A 6,251-nucleotide genomic window follows, 5' to 3' on the forward strand; every position below is an offset into this window, starting at 1 on the left:
CGTCCCTCCTGCCCCATCGGCCCCTCGAGGGGTCAGGGCGCGGGCCTCGTCCATGACCTCGCGCGCGTCGCGTTCGAACGAGGCCCGCGCCCTGAGGGTGAGGAGCCCGCCGGCGACCATCGGGATGACCAGGACGTACATCCCGGCGAGCAGCGACCCGAGCCGGTCCGAGGCGATGCCGACGACCAGGGAGCCGAAGGCGCCGCCGCCCGTGATGAGCAGTTGCAGGACGGCGAAGCCGAGCCCGCGCGCCGCGGCCGGGACCACGTCCGCGAGACACGCCGTCAGGTTGGGGGTCGCGATGGCGATCAGCGAGCAGGAGAGCAGGAGCAGCGCGGTCATCGCGCCGATCGACTCCGTCGACAGCGCTCCGGCCATCACCAGGGAGCCCGCCGTGATGCCGCCGCCTCCGGCCAGCAGGCGGCCGCCCTTGCGGGTGCCGTGCCATCTCCTGCCCAGCCACGAGCCGACGAGGGTGCCGGTCAGCGTGCCGGTGATGGTGATCATCCCGCTCACCGCGCCGGCCGCGCCCATCCCGGCGCCGAGCGTGCGCACCATGAGCGTGGGCAGCCAGTAGAAGATCCCGGTCATGCCGAGGGTGAGCGCGGACAGGCCCGCGCAGACGAAGACCAGCGTGGGGATGGCGAGCACCTGCCGGAGCTGCCGCCAGAACGGCGGCTTACCCGGGGGCGCGGCCGGGACGGAATCAGCCGACGCGAGGACGACCGAGTGCGCGGCCACCAGGCGGTCCAGTTCGCCGCGTTGTGGTTCGCGCAGCCGCCGGACGGCCAGTGCCGTGAGCGCGCCCGGCACCACCATGACGAGGAACGCCGTACGCCACGAGAACGCCTCCGCCAGCACCCCGCCCAGCAGCGTCCCGACACCTCCGAGGTGCATGGTGAGGCGCGTGAGCCCGTACGCCTTCGCCCGGCCGGCCGGCGGGTAGTAGTCGGCGAGCAGGCTCCCGGAGGCGGGGTTGTCGATGTTCTCGGCCGCGGCCAGCAGCACGCGCATCAGGAAGAACATCAGGAAGCCGGTGGCCAGGCCGGAGCCCAGCGTGGCGATCGCCCACACCAGGACGACGACGGAGATGATCCGGGTACGGCTGACCCGGTCCGCCAGGTAGCCGGCGGGCAGGGCCACGAGCGCCGCCGCCAGGGCGGAGGCCGTCGGGATCGAGCCGGCGGCGGTGTCGCTGAGGCCCCATTCGTCCTGGACGGCCGGAAGCACGCCGACGAGCAGGTTGTACTCGATGCGGTCCACGAATCCGACGAGGAACAGCACGACCAGCGGCGCCCAGCCGAACGGCGCCCGCGAACACGGGTCGATGGTGCCGGTGGGCGGCGAGCCCCACGTCCGGACCATGCCACCCTTTCGTAGGAAATTTCGGGACATCGGCCGGTCCGTCCGCGCCCGCCGTCCGGGGCCGCGTACGCGAGCCGGCATCGGGGACCCGCTCGTGCCGTCAGGGGTCCGGACCGACGCTACCGTCCGCGAGGCCGTCCGCCGGCATCGGGATCCGCCAGGTCACAACCTGCCGAGCGCCTTGGCCAGCGCGGTCGCCGTGGAGGCGATGACCTTGTCGTCGTTCGGGCGGTTGTCGGCGTTGCGGTTGGTGAACACCGACAGGATGATCGGCGCCTTCGAACCGGGCGTCCAGACGATCGCCACGTCGTTGGCGGTGCCGTGGTTGCTCGCGCCGCCCGTGCCGGTCTTGTCGCCGACCGTCCAGTCCTTGGGGAGCCCCGCCCGGATCCGGTCGGCGCCGGTGAGGCCGGCCTTCAGCCAGCCGACCAGCCGCGCTCTGTCGTCGGCGTGGAGGGTCTTGCCGGTGGTGAGCTCGGCGAAGGTGCGCGCGGCCGCCGCCGGGGTGGTGGTGTCGCGCTTCTCACCGGGCTGCCACTCGGTCAGCGTGGGCTCGGTGCGGTCCAGGCGGCTCGTACGGTCGCCGGTGGCGCGGAAGAACGCGGTGAGCCCGCCCGGCCCGCCGATCTGCTTCAGCAACGTGTTGCCCGCGAAGCCGTCGGACTTGGTGATCCCGGCGCGGCACAGCTGGGCGGGCGTCATGCCGGTGTCGGTGTACTCGGTGGTCTCCGGGGAGTTCGAGGTCAGCGCGGCCATGTCGGCGGGCTTCCAGCGGACCACCCGGTCCATCAGGCCGGGGTCGCTGGTGCGCGCCTTGTGCAGCACCGCCGCGCACGCGAACACCTTGAACATGGAGTTGAACGGGAAGCGCTCGTCCGCCCGGTAGCCGACCGTTCTCCCGGTCGCGAGGTCGATGCCCACCGCGCCGATGCGCCCCTGGTAGGACGTCTCGAGTTTCCGCAGCGTCGTGGTCAGGCCGGAGCCGGCGGCGCTCGCCGCGGGAACGGAGCCGCCCAGCAGCGCGGCGGCGGTCAACGTGACGACCGCCGTCCGCGGTCGGAGATGTGAGGTCATGCCGACGAGAAGATCAGAGGCTCGGCGACGATGTCCAATAGTGGTATGGGCACGTCATCGATATCCGGACGGATATCGACGCTGTTCAGGTCGCCACGGGGTTGTGGTCCGGCGGTGGGAGCGGGGTGCCGTCCCGGGGCGGGAACCACAGGACGAAGGTCGCGCCCTGACCGAGGCGGGAGTACACCGCCACGCGGCCCCCGTGCGACTCCACGATCTGGCGGACGATCGCCAGGCCGAGGCCGGTGTGGCGGTCCCGGCGGCTGGCCTCGCCGCGCCAGAAGCGGTCGAACACCCGTACCTGGTCGGCCTCCCGTATGCCCGGGCCGTCGTCGCGGACGGCCGCCCACAACCACCCGGAGTCGCGGCCGGCCGCCACCCGGATCGTGCCGCCGGGCGGCGAGAGGCGTACGGCGTTCGACAGCAGGTTGGACACGGCGCGGCGCAGGGCGTCGGAGTCACCGGTGGTGTCCAGCCCCGGGGACAGGTCGCGGCTGATCGTCAGGTCGCGGGCGGCGGCCGGGGCGGCGTACTCCTCGCACGCCTCCGCCACCACCCGGGCCAGGTCGACGTCGGCGTCGGCGAACGCGGTGCCCTGCCGCCGCGCGGTGGCCAGCAGGTCCTCCACCAGCCGGGTCATGCGGGTGGTGGCCCGGTCCACGATGGCCACGGCCCTGACCCGTTCCGCCTCGCTGGCGTCGGGGGCGGCCAGGACGGCGTCCACGTTCGCCCGGATGATCGTCAGCGGGCTGCGCAGCTCGTGGGAGGCGTCGTCGATGAGCTGGCGCTGCGCCCGGAACGCCTCCTCCAGCCGGTCCAGCATGGTGTCGATGGTGTCGGCCAGGTCCTTGAGCTCGTCGCGCGGGCCGTTCAGCTTGATGCGCCGTTTGAGGTCGGTGGCCTGGATCTCCTCGGCCGTCCGGGTGATCGACCGGACCGGGCGCAGCACCCGGCCGGAGAGCACCCAGCCGATGCCGAGGCTGGCGACGTAGAGGCCGGCGAGCGTGAGCAGCGAATAGTCGCGCAGCGTGGCCAGGGTCTGGACGTTGACCGCGTTCTCGACCTCCTCGACGAACACCACCTCCTGCTTGCCGACGTACCGGTCCCCCGCGTACGCCTTGGCGTACTGCGTCGTGTACGGCCGCTGGTCGGTGCTCTTGGACACCGCGAAGTAGATGCCGCCGAGCACGAGCGTCGCCAGCACGAACAGCAGGCCCGAGTAGAGCACCGTGAGCCGGAAGCGGATGGTGTGGATCATGAGGGCTCCTTCAGCCGGTAGCCGCGGCTGATCACGGTCTCGATGAGCCCGTCCTCCTGGAGCTTGCGTCGCAGGTTACCGACGGTCACGCGGACGGTGCTGGTGAACGGGTCGGTGTGCTCGTCCCACACGTGTTCGAGCAGTTCCTCGGTGGACACGACGTGCCCGGGGCGGGTCATCAGGTAGTGCAGGACGCCGTACTCCTTGGGGGTGAGGGCCAGCGCCCGGCCGTCGAGCGACACCTCCAGGCGGGCGGTGTCGATGCGCAGGCCGCCCACCTGCAGCACGGAGGTGCCGCCGCCGCTCTCCCGGCGCAGCAGGGCCCGCACCCTGGCCAGCAGCTCGGGGAAGGCGAACGGCTTGACCAGGTAGTCGTCCGCCCCCTCGTCGAGGCCGCGTACGCGGTCGTCGAGCCGGTCGCGGGCGGTCACCATGATGATCCGCACGCCCTTGCCCGTGCTCCTGACCGTCCGGCACAGCTGGAAGCCGTCGCCGCCGGGCAGGTTCAGGTCGAGCAGCACCAGGTCGTACGTGTTGACCTGCAGCTTCTCGTGGGCGGCCGGCGCGTCGTAGGCGATGTCCACCGCGTATCCCGCCCGGACCAGGCCGACCCGCATCGCGTCGACCAGGTCCTCCTCGTCCTCCACCACAAGCAGTCGCATGCCAAGGACCCTAGTTTCGGATGATTCGTTCTGCGATAGGGGCGGCCCGGTCGATCGGAATGGCGAAGCCGATGCCGATGTTGCCGCCGCCTCGGCCGGCCGCGATCGCGGTGTTCACCCCGACGACCTCGCCGCGGGCGTTCACCAGCGGGCCGCCCGAGTTGCCGGGGTTGATGGAGGCGTCCGTCTGCACGGCGGTCCGCTGGGAGCCGCCGAGGCGTACCTCCCGGTCCAGGGCGCTGACGATGCCCGCGGTGACCGTGCCGGACAGGCCCAGCGGCGAGCCGATGGCGAGCACCTGGTCGCCGACGGACAGCTCCGCGGACCTGCCGAGGGTGGCGGGCGTGAGGTTCATCAGATAGTCGACCTCCAGCACCGCCAGGTCCTCGCCGGTGTCCATGCCGACGACACGGGCGGTCAGCCGGCTGCCGTCGTTCAGCGTCACGCTCACCTGGCTGCTGCCCATGACGACGTGGGCGTTGGTGAGGACGTGCCCGCGGTCGTCCACCACGAACCCCGAGCCGCCCCCGCGGCGCGTCTCGATCGACACGACGCTCGGCAGCACGCGGGCCGCCGTCGCGCTCAGGCCGGTGAGACTCGCCGCCGAGGCGGGCGGCACCTGGGGAAGGGCCGCGACCGGGCTCGGCCCGTCGGAGAGCCGGGCCCCGGCCACGCCGGCCACCGTCCCGGTGACCGCCGCGACGAGCGCGGCGGCCACCAGGAGGCGGCCCCTGGGAGAGGTCTTCGGCGGTTTCGGCGGGTTCTCTCTTGGCGGCACGTACGCCCGATGCGCCCCCGCGGGCTCGGCCGTGACGCGCGCGCCCGGCGCGTGGAACGGCACGGTCTCCTGCCGGACCCCCAGCGGCGGGGTGCGGAACTCCGGTCCTCGCGGCCGACCCAGCCCTCTCACGGGAGCCTCGAGAACCAGAGCATCGACGTGACCGCCGCGATCATCGCCAGGATCAGTCCAGCGCCCACGAACCACTGCCATACCTCCTGACGTTCGGTGCGGTAGCCGACGGACGTGCCGATGTCGTCGTAGACCGCCTGCAGCTCGTCGCCGCTGGCCGCCTCGTAGAAGCCGCCGCCCGCCGTCTGGGCGAGATCGCGCAGGGCGGGGCCGTCCACGGGCACCGGGACCTCGCTGCCGGACAGGTTGATGACGCCTTCGGCGGTGCCGTACGCGATCGTGGTGACCGGGACGCCCCGGGAGACGGCCTCGGCCGCCGCTTCGCTCACCATGCGGCCGGTCGTGTTGGAGCCGTCCGACAGCAGCACGATGTGGGCGGGCGGGGCCTGCTCCTCGGTGTCGAGCGAGGCGATGGCCTCCAGGGAGGTGAAGACGGCCTCGCCGATGGCGGTGCCGGAGTCGGTGGTGAGCCGGCCGAGCGCGTCCAGCACCGCCTGCCGGTCCAGGGTCGGCGGCACGGCCACCGAGGCGCTCCCGGAGAAGGACACCAGCCCGAGGTTGAACCGCTCGGGCAGCCCCTGGACGAACTGCCTGGCCGCCTGCTTGGCCGCCTCGAACCGGTTCGGCGCGACGTCGGTGGCGTCCATGGACGCGGACACGTCGAACGCCACCATGATCGTGGCCCGCTCGCGCGGCACCTGCACCTCGGCCGTCGGCCGGGCGAAGCCCACCACGAGCAGCGCGAACATGAGCAGCAGCGCCGCCGCCGGCACGTGCCTGCGCCACCCGGGCTGCCGCGGCGCCACCTTGTCGAGCAGGTCGAGGTTGGTGAAGCGCACGGCGTAGGCGGTCCTGCTACGCAGGGCCATGAGGACGTACGCGACGGCCAGCAGCGCGACGGGGATGAGCAGCAGCAGCCAGAGGGGGGCCATGAGCGTCATGCCGCGTCACCTCCTCTGCCGGGCGGGGCGTGGGGCAGGGT

General features: G+C 72.6%; 6 protein-coding genes. All 6 read right to left on the reverse strand.

Translation table 11 applies throughout. The annotated features are described in order from the left end of the window. Positions 1-1,365 (reverse strand): MFS transporter (locus C1J01_RS45300; protein ID WP_111185186.1); only part of this gene is annotated, 1,365 nt, incomplete at its 3' end. Positions 1,366-1,527: 162 nt separating this feature from the next. After that, positions 1,528-2,439, reverse strand: a complete 912-nt coding sequence (gene bla, locus C1J01_RS45305) for a class A beta-lactamase (protein ID WP_111185187.1) — start codon at positions 2,437-2,439, stop codon at positions 1,528-1,530. 85 nt (positions 2,440-2,524) lie between these two features. Further along, positions 2,525-3,697 (reverse strand): HAMP domain-containing sensor histidine kinase, encoded by a 1,173-nt coding sequence (locus tag C1J01_RS45310; protein ID WP_111185188.1) that lies wholly within the window; start codon positions 3,695-3,697, stop codon positions 2,525-2,527. Next, positions 3,694-4,359 carry a response regulator transcription factor gene (locus tag C1J01_RS45315; protein WP_111185189.1) on the reverse strand — a complete coding sequence of 222 codons (666 nt, stop codon included), beginning with the start codon at positions 4,357-4,359 and terminating at the stop codon, positions 3,694-3,696. Before C1J01_RS45315 ends, C1J01_RS45310 begins: the two co-directional genes overlap by 4 nt. A gap of 10 nt (positions 4,360-4,369) precedes the next feature. Then, the gene (locus C1J01_RS45320) at positions 4,370-5,269 is read right to left on the reverse strand and encodes a S1C family serine protease (protein WP_220040441.1); all 900 of its coding nucleotides are present in this window, start codon (positions 5,267-5,269) and stop codon (positions 4,370-4,372) included. Continuing rightward, positions 5,266-6,210, reverse strand: coding sequence for a VWA domain-containing protein (locus C1J01_RS45325; protein WP_111185191.1), 945 nt, complete (start codon positions 6,208-6,210; stop codon positions 5,266-5,268). The genes C1J01_RS45320 and C1J01_RS45325 overlap by 4 nt, the downstream gene beginning before the upstream one ends. Between the last annotated feature and the right edge of the window lie 41 nt (positions 6,211-6,251).

Source organism: Nonomuraea aridisoli, assembly GCF_003236395.1.
Taxonomy (GTDB): Bacteria; Actinomycetota; Actinomycetes; order Streptosporangiales; family Streptosporangiaceae; genus Nonomuraea; species Nonomuraea aridisoli.

Coding starts and splice junctions, on each gene's coding strand:
- bla (WP_111185187.1), bottom strand. CDS start 2,439: ATGACCTCACATCTCCGACCGCGGACGGCGGTCGTCACGTTGACCGCC.
- C1J01_RS45315 (WP_111185189.1), bottom strand. CDS start 4,359: ATGCGACTGCTTGTGGTGGAGGACGAGGAGGACCTGGTCGACGCGATG.
- C1J01_RS45310 (WP_111185188.1), bottom strand. CDS start 3,697: ATGATCCACACCATCCGCTTCCGGCTCACGGTGCTCTACTCGGGCCTG.
- C1J01_RS45325 (WP_111185191.1), bottom strand. CDS start 6,210: ATGACGCTCATGGCCCCCCTCTGGCTGCTGCTGCTCATCCCCGTCGCG.